15 protein-coding genes, 3 rRNA genes and 3 pseudogenes are annotated in these 24,138 nt (G+C 64.3%); 11 read left to right on the forward strand and 10 right to left on the reverse strand.

The features are described 5' to 3' along the window. Positions 1–437: 437 nt before the first annotated feature. The 3 genes from rrf to ACPEE0_RS14925 all read right to left on the reverse strand — a co-directional run bounded on the left by rrf (position 438) and on the right by ACPEE0_RS14925 (position 5,964). A 5S ribosomal RNA gene (gene rrf / locus ACPEE0_RS14915) occupies positions 438–554 on the reverse strand. A 180-nt stretch (positions 555–734) separates the two neighbouring features. Further along, positions 735–3,875: ribosomal RNA gene (locus ACPEE0_RS14920) — 23S ribosomal RNA — on the reverse strand. A gap of 565 nt (positions 3,876–4,440) precedes the next feature. Next, positions 4,441–5,964, reverse strand: a 16S ribosomal RNA gene (locus ACPEE0_RS14925). Together the 16S, 23S and 5S rRNA genes form the textbook arrangement of a ribosomal RNA operon. Before the next feature lie 654 nt (positions 5,965–6,618). On the opposite strand from ACPEE0_RS14925, the gene ACPEE0_RS14930 reads away from it, so the two are divergent. Beyond that, on the forward strand, positions 6,619–7,485 hold the full coding sequence (locus tag ACPEE0_RS14930; protein ID WP_424574774.1) for a GyrI-like domain-containing protein: 867 nt from the start codon (positions 6,619–6,621) through the stop codon (positions 7,483–7,485). Positions 7,486–7,534: 49 nt separating this feature from the next. Here ACPEE0_RS14930 and ACPEE0_RS14935 read toward each other — a convergent pair whose 3' ends face one another. The 4 genes and pseudogenes from ACPEE0_RS14935 to ACPEE0_RS14950 form a co-directional block, all read right to left on the reverse strand. Further along, positions 7,535–7,969, reverse strand: a complete 435-nt coding sequence (locus ACPEE0_RS14935; protein ID WP_424574775.1) for a hypothetical protein — start codon at positions 7,967–7,969, stop codon at positions 7,535–7,537. Then, entirely contained in the window at positions 7,966–8,409 is a 444-nt protein-coding gene (locus tag ACPEE0_RS14940) for a hypothetical protein (RefSeq protein WP_424575338.1), read from the reverse strand. Before ACPEE0_RS14940 ends, ACPEE0_RS14935 begins: the two co-directional genes overlap by 4 nt. A 42-nt stretch (positions 8,410–8,451) precedes the next feature. Further along, positions 8,452–8,711 (reverse strand): annotated as a pseudogene (locus ACPEE0_RS14945) (hypothetical protein); the annotation flags it as partial. Positions 8,712–8,782: 71 nt separating this feature from the next. Further along, positions 8,783–9,363 (reverse strand): annotated as a pseudogene (locus tag ACPEE0_RS14950) (SOUL family heme-binding protein). A gap of 161 nt (positions 9,364–9,524) precedes the next feature. On the opposite strand from ACPEE0_RS14950, the gene ACPEE0_RS14955 reads away from it, so the two are divergent. Both ACPEE0_RS14955 and ACPEE0_RS14960 read left to right on the forward strand, forming a co-directional pair. Next, positions 9,525–9,983: a MarR family winged helix-turn-helix transcriptional regulator gene (locus ACPEE0_RS14955; RefSeq protein ID WP_424574776.1), complete on the forward strand. Its 459-nt coding sequence runs from the start codon at positions 9,525–9,527 to the stop codon at positions 9,981–9,983. Next, positions 9,980–11,239 (forward strand): MFS transporter, encoded by a 1,260-nt coding sequence (locus ACPEE0_RS14960; protein ID WP_424574777.1) that lies wholly within the window; start codon positions 9,980–9,982, stop codon positions 11,237–11,239. Before ACPEE0_RS14955 ends, ACPEE0_RS14960 begins: the two co-directional genes overlap by 4 nt. Before the next feature lie 203 nt (positions 11,240–11,442). Here ACPEE0_RS14960 and ACPEE0_RS14965 read toward each other — a convergent pair whose 3' ends face one another. After that, positions 11,443–11,820: a VOC family protein gene (locus ACPEE0_RS14965; protein ID WP_407709077.1), complete on the reverse strand. Its 378-nt coding sequence runs from the start codon at positions 11,818–11,820 to the stop codon at positions 11,443–11,445. A gap of 259 nt (positions 11,821–12,079) precedes the next feature. Here ACPEE0_RS14965 and ACPEE0_RS14970 point away from each other — a divergent pair, with 259 nt between their 5' ends. The 3 genes from ACPEE0_RS14970 to ACPEE0_RS14980 all read left to right on the forward strand — a co-directional run bounded on the left by ACPEE0_RS14970 (position 12,080) and on the right by ACPEE0_RS14980 (position 14,970). Then, positions 12,080–12,688: a TMEM175 family protein gene (locus ACPEE0_RS14970; protein ID WP_424574778.1), complete on the forward strand. Its 609-nt coding sequence runs from the start codon at positions 12,080–12,082 to the stop codon at positions 12,686–12,688. Positions 12,689–13,675: 987 nt separating this feature from the next. Continuing rightward, entirely contained in the window at positions 13,676–14,566 is an 891-nt protein-coding gene (locus ACPEE0_RS14975; RefSeq protein WP_407709074.1) for a hypothetical protein, read from the forward strand. Then, complete coding sequence (locus tag ACPEE0_RS14980; protein WP_407709073.1) at positions 14,563–14,970, forward strand: DUF1801 domain-containing protein; 408 nt, start codon at positions 14,563–14,565, stop codon at positions 14,968–14,970. The genes ACPEE0_RS14975 and ACPEE0_RS14980 overlap by 4 nt, the downstream gene beginning before the upstream one ends. 2 nt (positions 14,971–14,972) lie before the next feature. On the opposite strand, the gene ACPEE0_RS14985 is transcribed toward ACPEE0_RS14980, so the two are convergent. Next, positions 14,973–16,148 (reverse strand): ROK family transcriptional regulator, encoded by a 1,176-nt coding sequence (locus ACPEE0_RS14985; RefSeq protein ID WP_424574779.1) that lies wholly within the window; start codon positions 16,146–16,148, stop codon positions 14,973–14,975. A 155-nt stretch (positions 16,149–16,303) separates the two neighbouring features. On the opposite strand from ACPEE0_RS14985, the gene ACPEE0_RS14990 reads away from it, so the two are divergent. The 4 genes and pseudogenes from ACPEE0_RS14990 (at position 16,304) to ACPEE0_RS15005 (ending at position 21,466) form a co-directional block, all read left to right on the forward strand. Beyond that, positions 16,304–17,992, forward strand: coding sequence for a glycoside hydrolase family 15 protein (locus ACPEE0_RS14990; RefSeq protein ID WP_424574780.1), 1,689 nt, complete (start codon positions 16,304–16,306; stop codon positions 17,990–17,992). Then, positions 17,989–19,458 carry a glucodextranase DOMON-like domain-containing protein gene (locus ACPEE0_RS14995; protein ID WP_424574781.1) on the forward strand — a complete coding sequence of 490 codons (1,470 nt, stop codon included), beginning with the start codon at positions 17,989–17,991 and terminating at the stop codon, positions 19,456–19,458. The genes ACPEE0_RS14990 and ACPEE0_RS14995 overlap by 4 nt, the downstream gene beginning before the upstream one ends. A 149-nt stretch (positions 19,459–19,607) precedes the next feature. Next, positions 19,608–21,007, forward strand: a pseudogene (locus ACPEE0_RS15000) (dextranase); the annotation flags it as partial. 75 nt (positions 21,008–21,082) lie between these two features. Next, entirely contained in the window at positions 21,083–21,466 is a 384-nt protein-coding gene (locus ACPEE0_RS15005; protein ID WP_424575285.1) for a family 49 glycosyl hydrolase, read from the forward strand. 9 nt (positions 21,467–21,475) lie between these two features. Here ACPEE0_RS15005 and ACPEE0_RS15010 read toward each other — a convergent pair whose 3' ends face one another. Continuing rightward, complete coding sequence (locus tag ACPEE0_RS15010) at positions 21,476–22,642, reverse strand: ROK family protein (protein WP_424574782.1); 1,167 nt, start codon at positions 22,640–22,642, stop codon at positions 21,476–21,478. Positions 22,643–22,800: 158 nt separating this feature from the next. On the opposite strand from ACPEE0_RS15010, the gene ACPEE0_RS15015 reads away from it, so the two are divergent. Further along, a complete protein-coding gene (locus tag ACPEE0_RS15015; RefSeq protein ID WP_407709068.1) occupies positions 22,801–24,087 on the forward strand; it encodes an ABC transporter substrate-binding protein in 1,287 nt (428 codons plus the stop codon). Positions 24,088–24,138: the final 51 nt, after the last annotated feature.

A 24,138-nucleotide genomic window follows, 5' to 3' on the forward strand; every position in this document is an offset into this window, starting at 1 on the left:
CAGGGTAGCGAGGAGGTCCGCAGCGTCAACGCCCTCCGCCGGCTGCGCGGCTGTGGCGTCCTGGGTGTCAACGGCAACTGCCGGCATCCCTGGGGTGAGGAATGCAAGGACAAGGGCAAGCACGACGGCGGCCCAGCCGCGTTGCGCGGGCGACGGCAGCGTGGCGGCGGGCAAGGTGGTGTGGCTGGACATGGATTTTCCCAGGTTGTGTGCGCGATGATGGGCGGCGGAGTTCGCTTGACTGCTCACGCCAGCGACGAGCCTACGTGCCTGCATTGGCTGAAAGGGCCCCTTTTCCGCCGACCTCAGCCAAATCTTCCCGACTCCTGCGCCAATCCTGCGCTGCGGGCGGTTTCAAAACCCACTCGCCGGGGGTTTGGTGGTTTTAATCGCGGGAGGCCCCAACCATTTGGTTGGGGCCTCGACCGTGATGTGTTGTCCGGCGGTGTCCTACTCTCCCACACCCTCCCGGGTGCAGTACCATCGGCGCTGTGGGTCTTAGCTTCCGGGTTCGGAATGGGACCGGGCGTTTCCCCCACGCTATGACCGCCGTAACCCTTCGACCCGTCACCACCGGTGACGGTGGTGTGGGAAATCTTTTGTGGTTACAACGTGCTCCGGTTAGGGAGCTGTGGTGTTGTATTCAATTATTGGTTGGTTCCTTCAACCGTTTCCCGTTGTGTTGGGTTGTTGGTTGGGAACCACATAGTGGACGCAAGCAGTTGTGTTTTGTTTGTGGTGTAAGTTGTTGGCCTATTAGTACCGGTCAGCTTCACGAGTCGTTAGTCCTCGCTTCCACATCCGGCCTATCAACCCAGTGGTCTGGCTGGGGGCCTCTCACACCCGAGGGTGTATGGAAATCTCATCTTGAAGCGAGCTTCCCGCTTAGATGCTTTCAGCGGTTATCCCATCCGAACGTAGCTAATCAGCGGTGCACTTGGCAGTACAACTGACACACCAGAGGTTCGTCCGTCCCGGTCCTCTCGTACTAAGGACAGCCCTTCTCAAATTTCCTGCGCGCGCAGCGGATAGGGACCGAACTGTCTCACGACGTTCTAAACCCAGCTCGCGTACCGCTTTAATGGGCGAACAGCCCAACCCTTGGGACCTACTCCAGCCCCAGGATGCGACGAGCCGACATCGAGGTGCCAAACCATGCCGTCGATATGGACTCTTGGGCAAGATCAGCCTGTTATCCCCGAGGTACCTTTTATCCGTTGAGCGACGGCCATTCCACAATGTACCGCCGGATCACTAGTCCCGACTTTCGTCCCTGCTCGAGATGTCTCTCTCACAGTCAAGCTCCCTTGTGCACTTACACTCGACACCTGATTGCCAACCAGGCTGAGGGAACCTTTGGGCGCCTCCGTTACTTTTTAGGAGGCAACCGCCCCAGTTAAACTACCCATCAGGCACTGTCCCTGACCCGGATTACGGGCCGAAGTTAGATGTCCAAAGTGACCAGAGTGGTATTTCAACGATGACTCCACCCGAACTGGCGTCCGGGCTTCAACGTCTCCCACCTATCCTACACAAGCCACTCCGAACACCAATACCAAACTATAGTAAAGGTCTCGGGGTCTTTCCGTCCTGCTGCGCGTAACGAGCATCTTTACTCGTACTGCAATTTCGCCGAGTTTATGGTTGAGACAGCGGGGAAGTCGTTACTCCATTCGTGCAGGTCGGAACTTACCCGACAAGGAATTTCGCTACCTTAGGATGGTTATAGTTACCACCGCCGTTTACTGGGGCTTAAATTCTCAGCTTCGCCTTGCGGCTAACCGGTCCTGTTAACCTTCCAGCACCGGGCAGGAGTCAGTCCGTATACATCGTCTTGCGACTTCGCACGGACCTGTGTTTTTAGTAAACAGTCGCTTCCCCCTGGTCTCTGCGGCCCCGATCCCCCTCCCGGACGCATGGTCCGTTCAAGGTTGGGGCCCCCCTTCTCCCGAAGTTACGGGGGCATTTTGCCGAGTTCCTTAACCATAATTCTCTCGATCGCCTTAGTATTCTCTACCTGATCACCTGTGTCGGTTTGGGGTACGGGCGGCTAAAACCTCGCGTCGATGCTTTTCTCGGCAGCATAGGATCACCAAATCCCCCCAAACGGGGGTCCCATCAGATCTCAGGCATTATGAGTGGCGGATTTGCCTACCACTCGCCCTACATCCTTAGACCGGGACAACCATCGCCCGGCTCGGCTACCTTCCTGCGTCACACCTGTTAATACGCTTGCCTCCCAGGATCAGGTCCTGCGCTCCACCAAAACCCTTCACCCACAAGGGGTGTCGGGCAGGTTTCGGGCAGTTAGTATCCCCTGTTCAACATGGGCGGTTTTTCGCCGGTACGGGAATATCAACCCGTTGTCCATCGACTACGCCTGTCGGCCTCGCCTTAGGTCCCGACTTACCCAGGGCAGATTAGCTTGACCCTGGAACCCTTGATCATCCGGCGGACGGGTTTCTCACCCGTCTTTCGCTACTCATGCCTGCATTCTCACTCGTGTAGGCTCCACCGCTGGTTTCCACCGCGACTTCACTGCCCACACGACGCTCCCCTACCCATCCACACTCCTGAACCACAAAGGCTTAGAACATGTGTGAATGCCACAACTTCGGCGGTGTACTTGAGCCCCGCTACATTGTCGGCGCGGAATCACTTGACCAGTGAGCTATTACGCACTCTTTAAGGATGGCTGCTTCTAAGCCAACCTCCTGGTTGTCTGAGCAACTCCACATCCTTTCCCACTTAGCACACGCTTAGGGGCCTTAGTTGGTGGTCTGGGCTGTTTCCCTCTCGACTATGAAGCTTATCCCCCACAGTCTCACTGCTGCGCTCTCACTTACCGGCATTCGGAGTTTGGCTGACGTCAGTAACCTTGTAGGCCCATTAGCCATCCAGTAGCTCTACCTCCAGCAAGAAACACGCAACGCTGCACCTAAATGCATTTCGGGGAGAACCAGCTATCACGAAGTTTGATTGGCCTTTCACCCCTACCCACAGCTCATCCCCTCCATTTTCAACTGAAGTGGGTTCGGTCCTCCACGACGTCTTACCGTCGCTTCAACCTGGCCATGGGTAGATCACTTCGCTTCGGGTCTAGATCACGCCACTCACACGCCCTATTCAGACTCGCTTTCGCTACGGCTGCCCCACACGGGTTAACCTCGCGACGTAACACTAACTCGCAGGCTCATTCTTCAAAAGGCACGCCGTCACAGTTACTATGCGATTACTCGCGACTGCTCCGACGGATTGTAAGCACACGGTTTCAGGTACTGTTTCACTCCCCTCCCGGGGTACTTTTCACCTTTCCCTCACGGTACTGGTCCGCTATCGGTCATTAGGGAGTATTTAGGCTTATCAGGTGGTCCTGACAGATTCGCACGGGATTTCTCGGGCCCCGTACTACTTGGGATACTCTCACAGGCGGCACAAACGCATTACGGTTACGGGACTAACACCCTCTCTGGCCGGCCTTTCAAAACCGTTCACCTATGCGCGCACATCACACCCCACCAGCCCGGCAGAACTGGTATGGAAAGTCCCACAACCCCGACCATGCAACGCCCGCCGGCTATCACACATGGAACGGTTTAGCCTGATCCGCGTTCGCTCGCCACTACTAACGGAATCACTATTGTTTTCTCTTCCTGCGGGTACTGAGATGTTTCACTTCCCCGCGTTCCCTCCACGCACCCTATGTGTTCAGGTACGGGTCACCAAGTCACTCGCGCGCTTGGCGGGGTTTCCCCATTCGGACACCCTGGGATCACAGTCCGGTTATCGACTCCCCCAGGCTTATCGCAGATTCCTACGTCCTTCTTCGGCTCCTAATGCCAAGGCATCCACCGTGTGCTCTTAAAACTTGACCACAAAAGATCAACAACAAAAACACTCGAGAGAACCACAGAAACCGTCCACACCCCATCAACCCCCGAAAGAGTCTCAAACAATGCGGCCAGATCCAGGTTCCAATTCTTGGAAATTGCTTTCCCACAAGAAAACCCCAAAAGGCTCCTCATGGAAGATGCTCGCGTCCACTATGTAGTTCTCAAACAACAACCCCACACCACACACCCCACACACCAACCCCCCACAAAAAAGGAGGCCAACAGCGCATGAAACGACGTGGCAGGGAAACCAGAAACAAACAAACCCCGGGGAACCAAAACCCCCCCCGGCCCTGTTGCCTCAGGACCCAACAGTGTGCCAAACACTACCCGCCAGCAACCAGACCACCAGCGTTCCAGGACACACACCCCAAAAGAGGGGGATGCATCCGTACTAGCAAAACGGTCCGTGCCACCAGGCACCTATTCGTTGATATTCCACCCATGAGCACCCGCCGCAGAACTTGCGTCTGCGCAACGGGCGTACTCCTGACAACACCACACCCCGCCATACAGCAGAGAATGATAATTGTGAGGCGCTCCTTAGAAAGGAGGTGATCCAGCCGCACCTTCCGGTACGGCTACCTTGTTACGACTTAGTCCCAATCGCCAGTCCCACCTTCGACGGCTCCCTCCCACAAGGGGTTAGGCCACCGGCTTCGGGTGTTACCAACTTTCGTGACTTGACGGGCGGTGTGTACAAGGCCCGGGAACGTATTCACCGCAGCGTTGCTGATCTGCGATTACTAGCGACTCCGACTTCATGGGGTCGAGTTGCAGACCCCAATCCGAACTGAGACCGGCTTTTTGGGATTAGCTCCACCTCACAGTATCGCAACCCTTTGTACCGGCCATTGTAGCATGCGTGAAGCCCAAGACATAAGGGGCATGATGATTTGACGTCGTCCCCACCTTCCTCCGAGTTGACCCGGCAGTCTCCTATGAGTCCCCACCATCACGTGCTGGCAACATAGAACGAGGGTTGCGCTCGTTGCGGGACTTAACCCAACATCTCACGACACGAGCTGACGACAACCATGCACCACCTGTAAACCAGCCCCAAAGGGGAAACCACATTTCTGCGGCGGTCCGGTCCATGTCAAGCCTTGGTAAGGTTCTTCGCGTTGCATCGAATTAATCCGCATGCTCCGCCGCTTGTGCGGGCCCCCGTCAATTCCTTTGAGTTTTAGCCTTGCGGCCGTACTCCCCAGGCGGGGCACTTAATGCGTTAGCTACGGCGCGGAAAACGTGGAATGTCCCCCACACCTAGTGCCCAACGTTTACGGCATGGACTACCAGGGTATCTAATCCTGTTCGCTCCCCATGCTTTCGCTCCTCAGCGTCAGTTAATGCCCAGAGACCTGCCTTCGCCATCGGTGTTCCTCCTGATATCTGCGCATTTCACCGCTACACCAGGAATTCCAGTCTCCCCTACATCACTCTAGTCTGCCCGTACCCACCGCAGATCCGGAGTTGAGCCCCGGACTTTCACGGCAGACGCGACAAACCGCCTACGAGCTCTTTACGCCCAATAATTCCGGATAACGCTTGCGCCCTACGTATTACCGCGGCTGCTGGCACGTAGTTAGCCGGCGCTTCTTCTGCAGGTACCGTCACTTTCGCTTCTTCCCTACTGAAAGAGGTTTACAACCCGAAGGCCGTCATCCCTCACGCGGCGTCGCTGCATCAGGCTTGCGCCCATTGTGCAATATTCCCCACTGCTGCCTCCCGTAGGAGTCTGGGCCGTGTCTCAGTCCCAGTGTGGCCGGTCACCCTCTCAGGCCGGCTACCCGTCGTCGCCTTGGTAAGCCATTACCTCACCAACAAGCTGATAGGCCGCGAGTCCATCCAAAACCACAAAAGCTTTCCACCAACCACCATGCGATGGAAGGTCATATCCGGTATTAGACCCAGTTTCCCAGGCTTATCCCAGAGTCAAGGGCAGGTTACTCACGTGTTACTCACCCGTTCGCCACTAATCACCGGTGCAAGCACCGGGTCATCGTTCGACTTGCATGTGTTAAGCACGCCGCCAGCGTTCATCCTGAGCCAGGATCAAACTCTCCGTTGAAGAAAAACAAAAACAGACACAACCAAAACCAGTGGAAATAACACCAGCAAAGGATGCACAAAATTTGAAACCAGCTGTAAAACCAAACCAATGCCACAGGGGCGGCACGATCCGGCAATTCAACCAATCACATTACATAATCGGTATCAACAAACTTGGCACACTATTGAGTTCTCAAACAACAGACACACCCGGCACCACCACCAGCATCACAGCCAGCGGATCGCTCCGGAGCAACTTTTCAAAGTTACCGGCTTTCAAAGAACTTTGCAAATCAGCGTTTCCGCGATCCGCGTCCCTCTCAAACCGCCCCCAACCAGTTTCCGGCGCCCTGACGAGCCACCAGTTTTGGTCTTAGTTTTAGGGGGGTTTGGCCGCCCGCGGTAACCAGCTCTTCGCTGTCTCCCTCGCGGCGACTCAGAAAACAATACACCCCCGCCAACCCCACCGCAACCCGGCCCCACCACACCACCAAAACCCCGGAAACACGCGCCAAAACCACCCACCACAACCCCCAAACCACCACCCGCCGTCGTAAATACTTCCTGTGGGCTGCAGCACAGTGGACGGCGAGGAGCCGACCCGATTGAATCGGGCACGGATAGTCGGGCGGAGCCGGTGCCCGTGAACAGGATTGAAGGGAAAGGGGTAACGGTGATCGGAATTCTCAACCGGCTGGTAGGACTCATTGAGGACCACCTGACCGAGGAACTGGACCTCGCCGGCCTGTCGGGCAGCCTCGGCACCAGCGAGTACCACCTGCGCCGGATGTTCTCGTCACTGGCGGGCATGCCTCTGTCAGAGTATGTCCGGCGGCGCCGGATGGCAGTCGCCGCCGCCGAGGTCCTGGGCGACGGCGACCTGCTGGGCATCGCCGTCCGCTATGGCTACGGCTCAACGGAGGCATTCAGCCGGGCCTTCCGGGCGGTACATGGTGCCGGCCCCGGCGAGGTTCGCCGGAACGGCGGCCCCCTTCGCACACAACCGCAGCTCAGGTTCCGCCTGATCGTAGAAGGGAACAACCCGTTGGACACCCGCATCACAGACCGCCCCGCCTTCCGGCTCGTCGGCCACTCGGCCCGCGTTCCGCTCATCCACCACGGCGTCAATCCGCGGATCCAGGAGCACATCGCTTCACTGCCAGCATCCGAGCACCTCCGCCTCAAGGCACTGAGCGACACCGAGCCGGCAGGGCTGCTCCAGGTGAGCGCGGACGTGGACCCTGATTACACGGAGGGCAGCGAATTGACCTACCTCCACGGCGTCGCCGTGGGCACTGCGACGCCTGTACCGGAGGACCTTGATGCAATCGAGGTTTCAGCGGGCACCTGGGCGGTGTTCCGCATTGCGGGACCCTACCCGGCGGCCCTGCAGTCCGCGTGGGCGGCGACCGCCGCCGACTGGTTCCCCTCCAACCCGTGGCAGCTGAGGCCCGGACCCTCCATCGTGGCTGTCCTGGAGCGCGCCGCCGACTTCAGCACCGCAACCTGCGAGCTGTGGATGCCGGTGGAACGCGCCTGACCAAAACCGAGTGGACTGGCGCGTTCCACGGCGGCGGGCCGGGGGCGGTTCAGGCTGCCCAGCCCACTTTCCGGAGCCAGTCCGTGAGAAGCGGCAGGACAACCGAGCTCTGCATCGCCCCGAGGTGGTCCAGGCCCGGCAGGACCCGGACGTCCCAGCCGGCCTGGACGAGCTCGTGCTCATGGGTGGCCAGCGGGTCACCGATCCGCACCTGCACCCCGCCCCACTGCGGCGAGTAGTCAATCCGGTCTTCCGCTCCGGCGAAGGCCAGCCGCGGCAGGCCGCGCGGGACCGGGGCCGCGGCGTCGTCGAAATCATGCAGGGCCTCGTAGAGGGTGAGGAACTGGCGGGTCTGGTCCGCGTTGGTTTGGATGGAGGCCGAGTCCCAGTCGCCGGGTTCAACCTCCGCGGCGGGCACCGGCGGCTCCCCGGCTGTCCGCGCCGCGGCGTCCCGTACCGCTGCCTGGTGGGCGGCACGGGTCACGGCCAGCATGCTTTTGTACGGCCCGTCGAGGGGCGGAAACCCTCCCATGGCAAGAGCGCCGAGCCGGTCGGTCCGGAGGGCGAGCTGGAGGCCGCACAGTCCCAACAGGAGTAGCCGTAGTAGGCGAAGGTGGTTGATACGGCGGCGTCGGCGATGGCAAGAAGGTCGGCGGTCACGTTCCCAGGGGTCAGCGTGTCCGGGGCCGGGAAGGCCATCCGGTGCGCCTCGTAGTCCACGGCGATCACCCGGTTCGCCGCGGAAAGCCCCTGGACCAGGTTCGGCCCCAAGTCCGGGTCCGCGCCCCACTGCCGGATGGTTTCGGCTTCCTCCGCCGAGTGTCCAGCCAGGGGCACCGGCAGCAGGAGGTCCGGCCCGGTCCCCTGGATGGTGACGGGAATGGTGCTGCCGTCATGCAGGACAGCAGCGGCGGTTGGTGCCATGGCTACTCCCTTGGTTGAGGACCGGCGGCACGTTCCCCTACTCCCCATGCCGGGATGCACCGGAACGAAGTCCACCTTGTTGCCCGGGTTCTTGCGCCCGGCCTTCGTCCGGTCGAATCCCCGCGCGTCGAGGCCGTTCTTCGCCCTGAATTCCGCGAGTGCGGCGTCATAGGCCTTGTTGAGTGCCTGCCCGAGAATTCCCCGGTGCTGCCGTCGGCGAAGTCAATCCGGATGCGGACGCTGGCCGGGTAGTGCCGGGTCATCCGGACGAAGCCGTCCGCGTCCTGCTGAAGAGTGATCAAGGGATCCTGCTTTCGTCGGTGAATCGGCTTCAAGTCTCGCAGGGTTCTTCCCGCCCGGGAGCGCGCCCCGCCTAGGGTCCCGCGACGTCCTGGACCACCTCGTTGCGGCGCAGGAACCAGGGCTTGAACGGCGGATCAAAGCGGGCGAACCGGGGAGGGCCCACCGGAGCCAGCCCGGCCAGGGCGATCGCTGCCAGCAGCCCCTCCGTATGGCGTTCAAACGCACGGCGTGAGCCGCTGCCGGAGAAGCGCGCCGCCGCAGCAAGGGACCCGGGCACTGCCCCCACTATCACTTTGGGGTCCGTGGGGGCGGAGCCGTTTCCGCCTGCGTACCCGCAGGGAGCACGAAGGCCACAACGTATTCCGCGGGTGCGTTGGGCTCCCCGACGAAGGGGCCGCTTTGCAGCACGGGGGCGGTCATCGCGAGCTTCTGCGGCGCCCCGCCCTCCTGGATCACCGGAGCGGTCATGGCCAGCTTCTGGCCGGCCCTGTTGTTCCCGCTGATGTAGTTGAAGAGGCGACGGAACGCGACGTTGCCCGCGCGGTCGAAGGCTGCCCTGACCCTCACCTCGGCCACGGCGTAATCGGGATAGCGGCGCAACTCGAAGTGCGGGTAGCGCCGGACAAGTTCGTAGGGCTGCTGCTCGGTCATGGTCCTCCAGAGCCTACGCCCGCGCGGCAGAAGCAGCCAGACCCGCAGGTGACGGACGTCAACTCCAGAATGCTTGCCTTGCGCAACCAAGAAGGAGCATAATCGTTAGCAGAACTAATTAGCACTGCTAACGATCACCGCCAGGAGGCGCACCCGACCAGATGACCGCCAGCCAAACGAAAAACCGCGCCCAGCACACCACCTCCCCCGACACCCTCGCCATCGACCTCCGCACCGCCGTGATGCGCACTTCGCGCCGGCTCCGCGTCGAGGCAACCGGCGAGGTGATCACCCCCGGCCAGTACACCGTCCTGGCCCTCCTCAACGGCGACGGCCCCAGCACCCTCCGCGCCCTCGCGGACAGCGAACACGTGCAGGCACCGTCCATGACCCGCATCGTCAACGCCCTCGCCGACCAGGGCTTCGTCACCAGGACACCGCATCCCGACGACGGCCGCCAGGTCCGCGTGGACATCACCGACGCCGGCCGGGCAGTCCTCGCGGAGGCGCGGGAACAGCGCACCGCCTGGCTGGCGCAGCGCGTGGCCGGACTCAGCGAAGAGGACCGCGGGATCCTCAGCCGCGCCGCCCGCATCATGCAGGAGATGAGCGGCCGATGAGCGCCATGTTCCGTGCCCTCGAAAACCGCAACTACCGCATCTGGGCGGGCGGCGCGCTGGTGTCCAACATCGGCACCTGGATGCAGCGGATCGCCCAGGACTGGCTGGTCCTGACCGTCCTCACCAACCATGACGGCGCCGCCGTCGGCATCACCACGGGCCTGCAGTTCCTGCCCATGCTGCTGCTCGGCCCGTACGGCGGCGTCCTGGCCGACCGCTACCGCAAGCGCAGGATCCTGCTCTGGACCCAGCTGGCCATGGGCCTCACCGGCTTGGCCATCGGGCTCCTGGTGGTCACTGGCACCGCCGAACTCTGGCACGCCTACCTGGCCGCCCTCTGCCTGGGCATCGCCAGCGCCATCGACGCCCCCGCCCGGCAGTCCTTCGTGTCCGAACTCGTGGGCCAGGACAACATCTCCAACGCCGTGGCCCTGAACTCCGCCTCGTTCAACACCGCCCGCCTCACCGGCCCGGCCATCGCCGGCGTCCTCATCGCCTGGGTGGGCACCGGACCGGTCTTCCTGCTCAACGCCGCCAGCTACGCCGCCGTCATCATTTCGCTGTTCCTGATCAACACCTCCGCTCTGGTCCCGTCCGTCCGGGCCGAGCGCGGCAAACACCAGGTGGCCGAAGGGATCAACTACGTCCGGCGCCGCCCGGATCTGATGCTGATCATGGTCCTGGTGGGCATCCTGGGCGCGTTCGGCATGAACTTCCCCATCACCAACGCGCTGATGGCCACCACCGAGTTCGGCGTGGGGCCGGGAGAATTCGGCCTCCTCGGCTCCATCATGGCGGTGGGCACGCTGGCCGGCGCACTGCTCGCCGCACGCCGGTCCGGCCCCCGGCTGCGGTTCCTGCTGGGCGGGGCGCTGGGCCTTGGTGCCTTCACGCTCCTGGGCAGCGTGTCGCCGTCGTTCTGGCTCTACGCCGCCGTGCTGATCCCCGTTGGCCTGGCGTCCATCACATTCCTCAACAGCTGCAACACCAGCATCCAGCTCTCCGTGGAGCCGCAGTTCCGCGGCCGCGTACTGGCGCTCTACCTGGCCATCCTGCAGGGCGGCACCGCCGTCGGCGCGCCGCTGATGGGCTGGATCGGCAGCGAATTCGGCGCCCGCTGGTCCGTGGCGGCGGGCGGCATTGTGGTCCTGCTGACCGGTCTGGCCGCGGTGGTGGTGGTCAGCCGCAGGAGCCGGCTGACGTTCCGCAGCGCCCTCCGGATCGCGTTCAGCGGCAAGCGCGAGCCCGCCGTCTAGCACCGGCCGGTCACAAAAGCGGCCCTCCCCCGCATAACCGGCGCTGCCAAGCAACGGTTGTGCGGGGCAGGGCCGCTTATGCATCTGCCCGCGGAATTTTCAACGCACGACGGCGACGCCGGACTTCCGCGGCCCGGCACCTGGGTGGGAGGTGCTGCGGGCCCGAGGCGCCGGCGTCGTACGTCTCTTATGCGGCGGGATGCCTACATGGACGAGATGTTGAGGATGTTGCCCTCGCTGTCGAGGAACCAGGCGCCCTTGCCCACGTCTTCCATGGTGGCGACGCCGTTTTCAGTCTTGAGCCCGGGCTGGTCGTACTCCTCGAAGACCACGCCGCGGCTGCGCAGTTCCTCCACCTCGCGGTCGAAGTCCTGCGTTACCCAGCCCATTTGGGTGTTCTTTGCGGTGCCGGCATTGTCCGTCTGGTAAAGGAGGAACGTGGTGTTCCCGGACTTGTAGATCAGGTTCTCCGGGCCCATCTCCTGGACCGGTTCAAGGCCCAGCTTGTCGCGGTAGAACTCCCGGGCCCGGCTGATGTCCTTCGCGGGCAGTACAGCCATTGCGTCCAGATCCTTGAGCATGGCGAATCTCCTTGCTGCGCTTTTGATGGCGATGCTCTCCCCCTGTGCCGGCCGTGCCGTTTCCGGAACAGGCCGCGTGCCCGCCCTTTGCGCCGACTGCCGGGGCGGCCACCTGGGATCCGAACCGCTGCGCCAGCCATCATCAGCGCGGGAGTCCCCGAAGCTTACGTAGCCATTATGGAACCGATTCGGCGGCGGGGATAGGGCAAAATGTGGCCATCGGTGTTTCGGCTCAGGGGGTCTTGGCGTGGATAAATCGGTGCCGCTCGAACGCATGGTTTTCTTCAGCGACGCGGTGTTCGCCATCGCCCTCACGCTCCTGGCCCTGGACCTGAAACTGCCCCTGGGCATCCCTTCCGAGCGCCTGACCGCCGAGCTGGCGGGCGCCGTTCCGGAGCTGCTGGCGTTCGCCCTTTCGTTCCTGATCATCGCGCGGGTATGGATGTCCCACCACAACGATTTCTTCCGCATCCGGGACTTCAACCCGCAGCTGGCGTGGCTGAACATGCTGCTGCTTTTCTTCATCGTGATGCTCCCCGCGCCCACCGCCGTCCTGAGCGATTACGGCGGGAACCCCAGTCCGTGGCCCAGCGTGCTGTATGCGGCCACCATTTCCGGCGTCTACCTGACGCTTGCCGGCATGTGGACCTACGCGTGGCGCAAGGGCCTGACCGATGACACGGTGAACGAGACCGAGCACCGGCGCGTGTTCCTGGCCAGGCTCACTGCCCCCGCGGTGTTCCTGCTCAGCATTCCGGCCGCGTTCGTGCTGGGCAGTAACACCCCGTTCCTGTGGTTCCTGATCATCCCCGTTGCCCTCCTGGCCCGGCGGCTCACGGCACGCCACTCACCGGCCGCCACCCAGTAACGGCGCAGTAACGCCTTCCGCGGCATAATGCCGCAGTGAACGAGGGCCTGCGCCGCGCGGCCGCCCCAGCATGGGCGGCGGTCCTCGCGCTGCTTCTGTCCGGGTGCTTCGCCGGCAGCAATGACGACGGCGGTGGCCCGGCGTCCGGAGGCTCCACAAGTTCCGCAGGCTCACCGGCATCCGCGAGCGCAACCGCCGCTCCCGCCCCGGACCTGCCACCCCCGCAGCCGCCCGGTCCCCCGGCGCCGGGCCAGGCGCCCGCCGCTCCGGCGCCGAACCCGCCACCCCCGCAGCCGCCCGGTCCACCCGCGCCCAACCAGCCGCCCGCACCGGAGGCCGTGGTCCTCGACTGGCTTCCCATCGGCCCGGTGGGACGCGGCGACCCCGTCTGGTACGTAGACCTGAAAGGCCTGAACTGCACCAGCCAGGGAGATCCCGCCACAGCCACCACCATGCTGGAACTGGCGCCGACGCTGTGCCTGGGTCTCAACGGCGACCAGGCCGCCTGGGAGAGCGGCGCGGCGGCCCTCGCCACGATCCCCGCACCAACCCTGGCCACATCCGACTGCTGGTCCGTGGCTGCCTTTGAAGTGCTGCAGGACATCGCCGGGTTCCGGCGGCAAAACCCGGCCGTCCCCTTCACCCTGGCCCCGAGGCCGGGCACGGCCTGCCCGCCGGACCTCAAATTCCTCGAGGACGATGCGCGGAACTCCCCGCCCGCCCCCATGTGCGCGGGCGCCCCGGTGGTCCTGGTGGGAACCCTTGAAGGCCTGCCGGCAGGTTCGGTCCGGTCCGTCAGCGTGGGAACGGCCATCGCAGCCGTGGGATTCAGGAACAGCCCGGACGATTTCAACTATCCGCCCGGCGACCTCTACTTCCTGGCCCCGCCCATCGAAGCGGCGGGCCCCGTCACGGTCAGCATCGCCGTGGCCGACGCCGACTATACGGTGCAGGGACCGTCACCCTTGACTACGCGGACCCGCAGACGTGCCTGCCGCCGTCGGGCACGGCATCATGACCGAGGACAAGGGCGACGAGCGGTCCTCCTGGTCGCGCGCCTTTGGCGTGATCTCCGCCGTCGGCCCGCCGCTGACGGTGGCAACGGCGCTGCTCTTCTACTTCGGCTGGGCCCGGGCGGAGGCGCAGGCCGCGTACATGGGCTTGAACGTGAGCCTGTTCGGGTACTCGGTGCAGGACTACCTCCTGATCAGCATCAACCCGCTCTTTGTGCCGCTGGTGTCCATCCTGGTCCTGGCCGTGGTGTGGCTGGCACTCGACCGCTGGCTGCGCCGGCACATCGCCGAGGACAGCGGCAGGGCGGTGATTGTCCGGGCGGCCGGGATCGCGGCCCTGCTGAGCGGGCTCCTGGTGGGCATCAGCCTGCTGGTGGCCATCATGGAGCGTGCCAGGGCTGCGCTTTACACGCCGTATCTGATGGCTTTGGGCGTGCTGGTTGCCACCTGGTGCGTCCATCTCCGCCGCCTGGGCCGGGAGGATACACGTCCGGCCCTCACCACCGAGCAGCACGCGGTGGAAACCACTCTGGTCCTGAGCATCGTGACGCTGCTGCTCTTCTGGGGCACGGCCGACTTCGCCCAAGCACTGGGCCGGCGGCTGGCGGTGGACTACGAACAGGGCGTGCAGTTCATGCCCCGCGCCGAGGTGTACTCACCCACGCCGTTGGGCATCGGTTCGGCCGCGGTCTCGGAGGTGAACGTTGGCACCGCGGACGCGGCCCTCTACCGGTATGACGGCCTGCGCCTGCTGGTGCTCAGCGGCGGGCGCTTCTTCTTCCTCCATGACGGCTGGACGCCGCAGAATGGAACGGTGATCGTCCTTCCGGACGACAACTCCGTCCGCATCGAATTCAGGAGATGATCCTGGCCATGGACTACGCCAAGGACCCGCGCGTTGACCAGTACATTGACGCCCTCCCCGAGTGGCAGCAGGAGGTCTGCCGAAAGGTCCGCGACCTGGTGCATGCCGCGGATCCCGAGGTGGAGGAGACCATCAAGCGCACCGTGCAGCCCTACTTCGTGCTGAACGGCAATATCTGTGCGCTCCTTGCCGCGAAGGACCACGTCAACGTGTTCCTGTACGACGGCGGCCTGGCCCCGGACCCGCAGCACATCATCACCGGCGGGCACGGCAACCAGACGGGGCGGACCATCGCTTTCCACCAGGGCGATCCTGTCAACGAGGAAGCCCTGCTGGACATCTTCCGGGCCGTGATCGCGGACAACCGGGCAGGCGGCTGGCGGAAGATCAAGGGCGGCGCGTAGCGTCAGATCAGCGCCCCGAAGGCGTGGTCCAAAGCGATCCGCACCGTTCCGTGCAGGGCCGCACGGTCTGCTAGCGTCGAGGCCGCCAGGCGGGGATGCTGGGCGTCGAACTGGTCCAAGGCCTGATCGAGCAGGGGTAGGAGGACGTCGCCTGCTCCTGCCGGACCGCCGGAGAGAACGACCATCTGGGGGTCCAGCAGGGTGGCGACGACTGCGACCACCCGCGCAGTCCGCTCGGTCACGACGTCCACCACATCCCGCGCCGCCGCATCGCCGTTCCGGGCGGCAGTGAGCACCATTTCGGCTGTGACGTCGGCCGGGACACCGGCACAGAGACGCACGAGGTCGCTCCCGCCCGGCGCTGCGGGACGCTCGCCATCCACGACCTCGGCGGCAGCAACTGCTCCCAGCTCACGGCACATGCCGCCGATGGCGTCAGTGTTTCCCACGCCTTCCACAAGCTGCAGGAACCGCATTTCACCGGCGGCGCCGCACCCACGGATCAGGTTCCCGCCCAGGAAGATGCCGGCGCCCAGCCGTTCGCCGGACAGGAGCACAACGACGTCGTCGATGCCCTGTGCCACCCCCAGCCAGCGCTCGGCGACGACGGCAAGGTTGGCGTCGTTGTCCACCAGCAAGGGCCAGTCGAAATCAGGCCGGAGTGCCAATCGCAGATCCAGGGCCGCCAGCCCGGGCAGGTAGGACTCCAGGGCCACGGCATGCCCGTCCGTACGGACCGGAGCGGGAACCGCCATGCCGGCCGCCAGGACGCGGTCGGGCTCCACGCCGGACTCATCAAGGATGCTGTGTATCCGCTGCCGGACGGTCAAAAGCCGCTCGGGGGCGGCGACATGCTCATCGCGCCAGCTTTCCAGGTGCTCGGCAATCACCGTTCCGGCAAGGTCGGATAAGCAGATGTGCAGCTTGGTTGCGCCAAGGTCGATTCCCACGACGTACCCGGCGGAGGCCTTCAGACCGAAGCGCCGCGACGGTCGTCCGGCCCGCGTGGAGCCGGTTCCTTCCACTTCTTCCAGCCAGCCGAGGGCGAGCAGCTCGTCGCAGACGGCCAGAACCGTCGGCCGGGAAAGACCGGTTGCCTCCATCAGGCCGGAGGCATCCAGCAGGGGCCCGGCAATCAGGGCGTCAAGCACAGCGGACGCGGAAATCTTCCGCAGCACGGGAACCGTGGCTTCCGTCTTTTTTTGTCCCGCTTCCCATGCCCCACCCCTTGACCGATGCACCGCCGGTACCAATACTAGTCATGGAATTATTAAAGGCCCTTATAAATTTAGTTCCGGCGAATGCACACCCCAGCCACATCACCAGGAGAGCAATGAAGCGTCACCTCAAAACAAGCTGCGCCGCCGCAGCCCTCGCGGTAGCGGCGTCGGCCGTCGCCCTCGCCCCCGCCACTGCGGACGTGGAGCAGCCACCAGGGGCACCGGGAGCCTCCGCCACGTGGACGAAGGGCGATAAGGAAGGCGTCGGCACGTCCGTCAGCACAGCCTCAAAGGTCTGGTACACTCTGACCGAGGGGACCCTCAGCGAGGTCTACTACCCCCGCGCCGATACCCCGAACACCCGCGAGCTCCAGTTCGCCATCAGCGACGGTTCGCACCGGCAGCTGGAAAATGAAGGCACCACCCGCCGCGTGGAACTGGCCGACCCGCAGGCACTGACCTACCGGCAGATCACTGAGGACAGCGCGGGCCGCTGGCGGCTCACCAAGACCTACGTGACGGACCCGGAGCGCTCGTCCGTCATGCTCGGCGTCACCTTCGAAGTGCTCGACGGCGGCGAGTACCAGCTCTTCACCCTGTTCGACCCGTCGCTGGCCGGCACGTCCGGCGGGGATACCGGCAGCACCACAGGCGGCGCCCTGGTGGCCGAGGACCTGTCCATCCCTGACACCCCCGTGGCCTCGGCCCTGGTGTCCAGTGCCGGCTTCAGCGCCACCAGCACCGGATACGTCGGGACGAGCGACGGCGGCACGGACCTGGCCGCCGACGGCAGGCTTGATGCCACCTACCCCGCCGCGGGCACCGGAAACATCGCCCAGACCGGCCAGATCCAGCTGACCGGCGCGAAAACGGAGTTCTCCCTGGCCCTCGGCTTCGGCGCCACAACCGACGAAGCGCTGCATACCGCCAACGCCACGGTCAAGCGCGGCTACGCCAAGGTGTCCAAGGACTACACCAAGGAGTGGAAGCAGTACCTGGGTTCCCTGGACAAGCCCGCCAAGACACTGGAGGGTGACCTGCGGACGCAGTACGACGTCTCCCTGATGACCGTCAAGTCCCACGAGGACAAGACCTTCCCCGGCGCGTTCATCGCCTCGCTGACCACGCCGTGGGGCCAGGCCGCGAGTGCCGAACAGCACCGCGAGGGTTACCACGCCGTGTGGGCGCGGGACATGTACCAGTCCGTGACAGCCCTGCTCGCCGCCGGCGACGAGGACGCGGCCCGGCGCGGTGTCGAGTGGCTGTTCAAGTACCAGCAGCTGCCCGATGGGCATTTCCCGCAGACATCCAAGGTGGACGGCACCGTGGGCCAGAACGGCATCCAGCTGGACGAGACGGCGTTCCCCATCCTGCTGGCCAACCAGATCGGCCGCACCGACGCCGACTTCTACGCCAACGAACTCAAGCCCGCCGCAGACTACCTCGTTGCCGCCGGGCCCAAGACCCCGCAGGAACGCTGGGAGGAGACCGGCGGGTACTCCACATCCACTCTGGCCTCCCAGATCGCCGCCCTCGCCGCGGCCGGCGACATCGCCGAGAAGAACGGCGACGCCGGTTCCGCCGCCATCTACCGGGCAACCGCCGACGAATGGCAGCGCAGCACCGAAAAGTGGATGTTCACCACCAACGGCCCGGTGGGTGACGGCAACTACTACCTCCGCATCAGCGCCAGCGGCAACCCGAACGACGGCGCCGTCCGCGACTGGGGCAACGGTGCGGGGTCCATCCCGAGAACGCCGTCCTGGACGCCGGATTCCTGGAGTTCGTCCGGCTCGGCGTGAAGCCGCCGGCCGACCCGCACGTGGCAGACTCGCTCGCCGAAACCGACGCCTCCATCTCGCAGGACACCCCCGGCGGCCGCATGTGGCACCGCTACACCTATGACGGCTATGGCGAAAAGGCCGACGGTTCACCCTGGGACGGCACCGGCATCGGCCGGCTGTGGCCCCTACTGACGGGTGAACGCGGCGAGTATGCCCTGGCGAACGGTGAGGATGCGCTGCCCTACCTGGCCACCATGCACTCGGCGGCCAACGACGGCTTCATGATCCCCGAACAGGTCTGGGACCAGGACGAGCCCACCTCCTACGGCCACGAACTGGGCCGCAGCACCGGCTCGGCCTCCCCGCTGTCCTGGGCTATGGCCCAGTACGTCCGGCTCGCCGCCGGCGTGAAGCACGGCGCCCCGGTGGAAACGCCGCAGAACGTCGCCAGCCGCTACGCCAACGGCGCCATCGCCGAACCGGCCCTGGAGATCGCGTCCCCGGCGCAGCTGAGCACCTCGGATTCGGACAGCACCACGGTCTCCGGCACCACCTCCGCAGCCAAGGTGTACATCTCCGTCAACGGCCAGGTGGTGGAAGCCCCGCTGACCCCGGCCGCCGGAGGCAGCTCCACCTTCTCCGTGGACGTCGCCCTGCCCGGCACCAAGAACAACGTGACGGTAGCCGCGGTGGGCGCCGACGGAGGCACCGCCGTCGAGGAACGGACCGTGCTGCACTACGGCACCCGCATCGGAGGGCTGCAGGACCCGGCCGGCGATGACAACGGCCCGGGCACCTACACGTACCCGACCAACCCGGTCTACGTGCCCGGCGCGTTCGACCTCACCGCCGTCGACGTATACGACGCCGGCGACAAGTACGCGTTCGTCAGCACCATCGCAGGCAACGTCACCAACCCGTGGGGCGGCCAGGGGATCTCGCACCAGCGGATCAACGTCTACCTCAGCAACGGCGATGCAACGGCCACCCCGGCGCTGCCCGGCACCAACGTCAACGTCGAGCACGCCTGGGACTCCGTCGTCGTCACCGATGGGCGGTTCGACGGCGCCGGCGTCTACGGCCCAGACGGGACCCGCACCTCGGCTGTCAGCCTGCTGGCGGTGCCGGAAGCGAAGCAGATCGTCACCATGGTGCCCAAGGAGGCGCTGGGAACCCTCGATCCGGCGTCGGCGAAGTTCGCGGTGGCCATGTTCGGCAACGCCGAATCCGGCGAAGGCATCGGCAACGTCCGGCCTGTCTACGACGGCGCCTACTGGGCAGCCGGGAACCCGTCTTGGATCAAGGAGTGGCGTTTCGGCGGCGGCGCCGGCGTCTTCGACGGCGGCATCGCCTCCCGGGACACGGACACCAGCGATCCCAATGCACTGGACGTAATCGTCCGTGAGGGCCAAAGCCAGGCCAACGTGCTGGACTGGCTGGCGGGCTCACCTGTGGTGGTCCCGATGGTGGGGCTCACACCCTAGGCATGATCCCCAAGGCGGGGCCGGAAATATCCGGCCCCGCCTTTTCTTGCCATGCCCGCATAAATACCGGAAGGAAAAACCAGACACAGAAATTCGACGGAGAAATCCGACCAGTTGTAACCGGAATGATTTAGAACAGGGGAAAAGCAATGAAGCATTACCTCCGTCTTGTGGCGGCAGCCTTCGCGCTGCTGCTCCTGCTGCCGGCAGCGGGCCAGGAGCCTGCCGCCGCGACAGAACAGACCGGCTTTACCGCCACCGGCGCCGACCTGCGGACCTGGTGGCACAGCAACGACGAATACAACACCACCTCGCCCACCTCGAACGGTGCAGTCCGCCGGTCGTCTTCCTATGAGGTGCAGGTGGCCACAGCCGCCGCACCCACCACCCGCTACGACTCCTTCACGTACATGAGCATCCCCCGCAGCGGGAAGGGCAAGATCAATTACACGGAACCGGACGGGGCCGAGTTCTCCTCGTCCGCCCGCCTTTCCATGAGCTGGTCAAGTTTCGAATACGCAACCGATGTCTGGGTGGACGTAAAGCTCCTCACCGGCCAGGCCATCACCTCCACGGAGCAGGTAACCATCCGCCCAGCAAGTACGCCTTCGAAAAGCAGCTTGTGGACAGCAGCACGGTGCGCGTGAAGGTGCCCTACGCGGCGTCGGGATACCGCTTCTCGGTCGAGTTTGCCCCGCAAAACTTCACCGCCTACAACGATATGTCCGGCACCAGCGGGGTCCTGACGGAAGACCCCGGCGGGGACAACCGCGCCATCCACACCGAACCGCGGAATTCGATGATGATCTTCGCCGAGCCGGTCCTGACCGGCGCCGAGGCGGAGCGGGTGATTCCCACCGCCGCCTCGGGCACCGTCAAGTACCCGGAGGAAGGCCTGGTCAACAACCTGGAGCAGGTCACCGAAGACATCATCTACTTCCGCCCCGGAACCTACTACATGGGCTCGGGATACCGGGCCGAACTTCCGGCCAACGTCAAGTGGATCTACCTCGCGCCGGGAGCCTACGTCAAGGGTGCCTTCTACTTCGGCAACTCCACTCAAGGCGTCTACAAGGTCACGGGGCGCGGCGTGCTCTCCGGCGAGCAGTACGTCTACGAGGCGGACACCGCCAACGGCTTCAACCACAGCAGCGGCGTAAACTGCCACAACACCTGCGTCAAAATGCTGCAGTTCTCGTCCTCGTCCAGCATGCAGCAGTACCTGGACGTCGAAGGCATCACCATCAGCGAGCCGCCCTACCACTCCTTCGTGATCTACGGGCCACCGAACGCCTACGACATGGAAATGCGGGTGGACAACTACAAGCAGGTGGGCAGCTGGTACTGGCAGACGGACGGCCTGGAGCTCTACGAGGGCAGCCGGATGAACAACACCTTCTTCCATGCCAATGACGACGTCCTGAAGCTGTACCACAGCAACGTGACGGTGGATAACACGGTGATCTGGAAGAACGAGAACGGCCCTGTGATCCAGTGGGGCTGGGAGCCGCACACCATCGAGAATGTGGTGGTCACGGACACGGACGTGATCCACAACCGGATGTACTGGAAGGACGCCAAGTACAACACCTGCATCATCAATTCGTCCTCGTACTGGGGAAACATGGGCGCCACCAACACGGCGGACACCGCCAAGACGGTCAAGAATTTCCGGTTGGAGAACATCAACGTCGAGGGCACCACCAACTGCGCCGTCAGGATCTATGCGTTGGCCAATACCGAGAACATCCACATCAAGAACCTGAAGATCGACGGCTGGAACGGACTGGACTACACCTCCCAGGCCAGCCACCTCAAGCGGTACTCGGACACATCCAGCGCCAAGGTGGCGCTGGGCAACGAGACCGTGGACAGCCGCGGCATCAAGCTGGAGAACTACAGCGTGGGCGGCACCGTCATCGACAAAACCACGTCCAACTGGAGCGATACGCAGCCCGGCAGGATCGCCTTCGACGGCGAGAACTGGGACAACTGGAATGCCTGGTAGATAAGGGGATCAGCTGCCCGCGGCCGCCACCGCGGGCAACTTGCCGTGCACGAACGCCTGGATGGCCAGGACGGCTGCGCCCCGGCACCAGTCCACGTTGTCCTTGGTGCCCAGCACGATGGGCGGGGTGCTGGCGCGCGGATCGCGGTCCAGGGCAAGGCCCTCGCGCACGGCGTCCTCGGCCACCGAGGCGAGCCGTACGCCCTCCCCCGCAATGATGATCCGTTCGGGAAGCGTCAGGTTACAGATGGCGGCGAGGAGCCTGCCCAGGCCCCGCCCGCCGTCGTCCGCCACGCGCCTGGCCGCCGGGTCTCCTGCCTCGGCAAGATCCAGGGCTTCCTCGTACCCCACCGTCCGGCCCAGCGCCGCGGACACGTGCCGGGCAATCGAATCGGAGTTCAGCACGCTCGTGGCGCAGCCGCGGTGCCCGGCGTAGCAGACGGGTCCGGCGGGGTCGAGCGGCCAGTGCCCCACGAGCCCGATGCCGTAGTCCTTCCCGGTGACGATTGCGCCGTTGGCCACCAGCCCGAAGCCGGTTCCCACGCCAAGGGTGACAACGGCGAAACGGTCGTCCTCGCGGCCCTCACCAAACCAGTGTTCGTACTCGGTGAAGGCCACCAGGTCGTTGTCCACCAGCGTGGGAATCCCGGTGGCCGCGCCCACCAGCTTCGCCAGGGGCAACTCGGTCCAGCCAAGGAATTTTGCGTCCACCACGTACTGCCGGTCACGGATCAGGCCGCCGATGCCGAGGCCGATGCCGTCTATCTGCAGGCCCTCGCCCAGGTCTGCCGCCAGGCCGGCAATCTGCCCGACGACGACCTCGGGGCTCCGGTCCGTGATGGCAAGGGTACGGTGGTTCTGGATTTCCCCCCGCAGGTTGGTGCGGGCCGCGATGATCTCGTTCTCGCGCAGCTTCATGCCCACGAAGTGCTTCGCGTCGATGTCGACGTCCAGGAGCCGGGTGGGCCTGCCGACCCGGCCGTCGTTGTGTTCGCCCACCTCGCGCAGCAATCCGCCCTCCAGCAGCGGCGCGCTCAGCCGGCTCAGCGACCCGGGTGAGAGCTTTAGCCGGCGGGCCACGGCCGCCCGGGAAATCGGTACCCGGCGCAACACCTCAATGGCTACCGGAAGGGACGCGTCTGTGGGCGGCACCGACCACGCTGATGGACTTTTCACTCCTCCATCTTGGCATGCCATTTTAGTTTTGTTACACAACTAATACTGCTCAATATTTGTTACTCGGGCCCCTCTTGACGGCCCTAATAGTTTTGGAACAGAATAAATGCCAGCCCGGAGGCGGGAACTGAAACGTGGACCAATGGAGGTCAGTCAGCATGAACAAGCAGTGGAAGGCGGCGTCGGCGATTCTCGCGGCGGCGGCCATCGCGACAATGGGAATCTCGGGGTGCTCGGCACCCGCAAACGAGCCCGACGGAAAGACCCTCAAGGTCTGGTGGTGGGAGAACGACGACAGTGCCCTGGCCACCGGCTGGAACCGGGCCATCGAGATCTTCGAGGAAAAGCACCCGGACGTCACCGTGGAGTTTGAACTCAAGACCTATGAGCAGATGCAGCAGTCCGGCCAGCTCCTGCTCGACTCCAACGACGCACCGGACGTCCTGGAATACCTGAAGGGCAATGCCACCGCAGGCGTCGTCTCCCAGGCCGGGCTCCTGACCGACCTCACCGACGTCGCCAAGGAACGCAACTGGGACCTGGACAGCACCGCCCAGGACGTGGGCCTGTATCAGGACGGCGTGATGGGCTCCGGCCAGCGGTACGGCATCACCAACTACGGCGAGTACGTGTCGGTCTGGTACAACAAGGACCTCTTCGCCCAGCAGAACATCCAGGTCCCCTCCTCCGTGCAGGAACTGGAGCAGGCGATGGACAAGTTCGCCGGGGTGGGCATCACTCCCCTGGCTTTGGGTTCCCAGGACTACCCCGGCACGCACCTGCTCTATGAACTGGCGCTGGCCAACATGGACAAGGACTCCTGGTCCGCCTACCAGCAGTTCGAGGGCGACGTGGACTGGACCGCGTGGGAGAAGGCCGCGCAGACCGTGCAGGACTGGACCGCCCGTGGCTACATCAGCAAGGACTCCACCGGCATCGCCGCCCAGGACGCCGGAAACGCGTTCGTGGCCGGCCAGTACCCAATCTTCGTCTCCGGCACTTGGTGGGCCGGCAGCTTCGCGGACGAGATCAAGGACTTCGAGTTCGACCAGTTCCTGTTCCCGGGCACCGACCTGCACCCCGGCTCCGGCGGCAATCTCTGGGTTGTTCCCGAGAAGGCCAAGAACAAGGAACTGGCCTACGACTTCATGGAAATCACCATGAGCCCGGAGATCCAGAACCTGCTGGGCAACGAGGGCGCGGTCCCCGTGGCCGCCGAAGCGGACGCCATCACCAGCCCGATCGGCAAGCTCACCACGCCGCGATTCAACGAACTTTTGAATGACGACGACGGCGGCCTGGGCTGGTACCCCGACTGGCCGGTCGCGGGCCTCAACGACGTCCTGGTCGCCCAGACCAGCGACCTGGTCCAGGGCAACGTGACCCCGCAGAAGGCCGTGGAGAACATCAAGGCGGCTTACGAGCAGGGCAAGCCCAGCAAGTAGCCCGGCACCCGCAAGCACGACCGCACCAGCACGTGGCGGCGCACCCAGGTG

This window comes from Arthrobacter sp. SD76, from assembly GCF_049726125.1.
Lineage (GTDB): Bacteria > Actinomycetota > Actinomycetes > Actinomycetales > Micrococcaceae > Arthrobacter > Arthrobacter nitrophenolicus.

Bases quoted from the DNA above. Each gene is read 5' to 3' on its own strand.
- ACPEE0_RS15015 (WP_407709068.1), top strand. From the start codon at position 22,801: ATGAACAAGCAGTGGAAGGCGGCGTCGGCGATTCTCGCGGCGGCGGCC.
- ACPEE0_RS14940 (WP_424575338.1), bottom strand. From the start codon at position 8,409: ATGGCACCAACCGCCGCTGCTGTCCTGCATGACGGCAGCACCATTCCC.
- ACPEE0_RS15005 (WP_424575285.1), top strand. From the start codon at position 21,083: ATGGGCGCCACCAACACGGCGGACACCGCCAAGACGGTCAAGAATTTC.
- ACPEE0_RS14955 (WP_424574776.1), top strand. From the start codon at position 9,525: ATGACCGCCAGCCAAACGAAAAACCGCGCCCAGCACACCACCTCCCCC.
- ACPEE0_RS14965 (WP_407709077.1), bottom strand. From the start codon at position 11,820: ATGCTCAAGGATCTGGACGCAATGGCTGTACTGCCCGCGAAGGACATC.
- ACPEE0_RS14990 (WP_424574780.1), top strand. From the start codon at position 16,304: ATGAAGCGTCACCTCAAAACAAGCTGCGCCGCCGCAGCCCTCGCGGTA.
- ACPEE0_RS14960 (WP_424574777.1), top strand. From the start codon at position 9,980: ATGAGCGCCATGTTCCGTGCCCTCGAAAACCGCAACTACCGCATCTGG.
- ACPEE0_RS14980 (WP_407709073.1), top strand. From the start codon at position 14,563: ATGATCCTGGCCATGGACTACGCCAAGGACCCGCGCGTTGACCAGTAC.